Source organism: Neorhizobium alkalisoli (assembly GCF_002968635.1).
In the GTDB taxonomy this organism is placed as follows: domain Bacteria; phylum Pseudomonadota; class Alphaproteobacteria; order Rhizobiales; family Rhizobiaceae; genus Neorhizobium; species Neorhizobium alkalisoli.
Genome location: NZ_PVBN01000066.1, coordinates 1 through 381 on the forward strand (window position 1 = coordinate 1; position 381 = coordinate 381).

The window sequence follows — 381 nt, forward strand, 5'->3', positions numbered from 1 at the left end:
CCTTAATCATCCTGGTGAGGGAAAAGCGTGTTATCGATCAGATCGCACAGGCAATTTACCGTCAGCATAAGCATTTCCTGAATGCGAGCACTACGATGCGAAGGAATGCGGATCTCCACATCCTGTGGCCCTAACAAACCTGCAAGTTCGCCGCCGTCATAGCCGGTCAATGCCACAATGGTCATATCACGCGTAACGGCGGCTTCAACTGCTTTAACAATATCGCGGCTGTTGCCACGGGTGGAAATGGCTAACAATACATCTCCCGCATGACCCAGCGCCCGCACCTGCTTTGCATACACTTCATCATGTAAGCGATCGTTGGCAATCGCCGTTAAGACAACATTATCAGTATTTAGTGCAATGGCAGGTAAGCTGGGC

Annotated in this window: 1 protein-coding gene; it reads right to left on the minus strand. The window is 50.7% G+C overall.

Features of this window, described 5'->3' with window-relative positions:
- Window positions 1–2: 2 nt before the first annotated feature.
- On the minus strand, window positions 3–381 hold a 379-nt coding region (locus C5L13_RS28580), incomplete at its 5' end, for an SIS domain-containing protein (protein WP_158693570.1).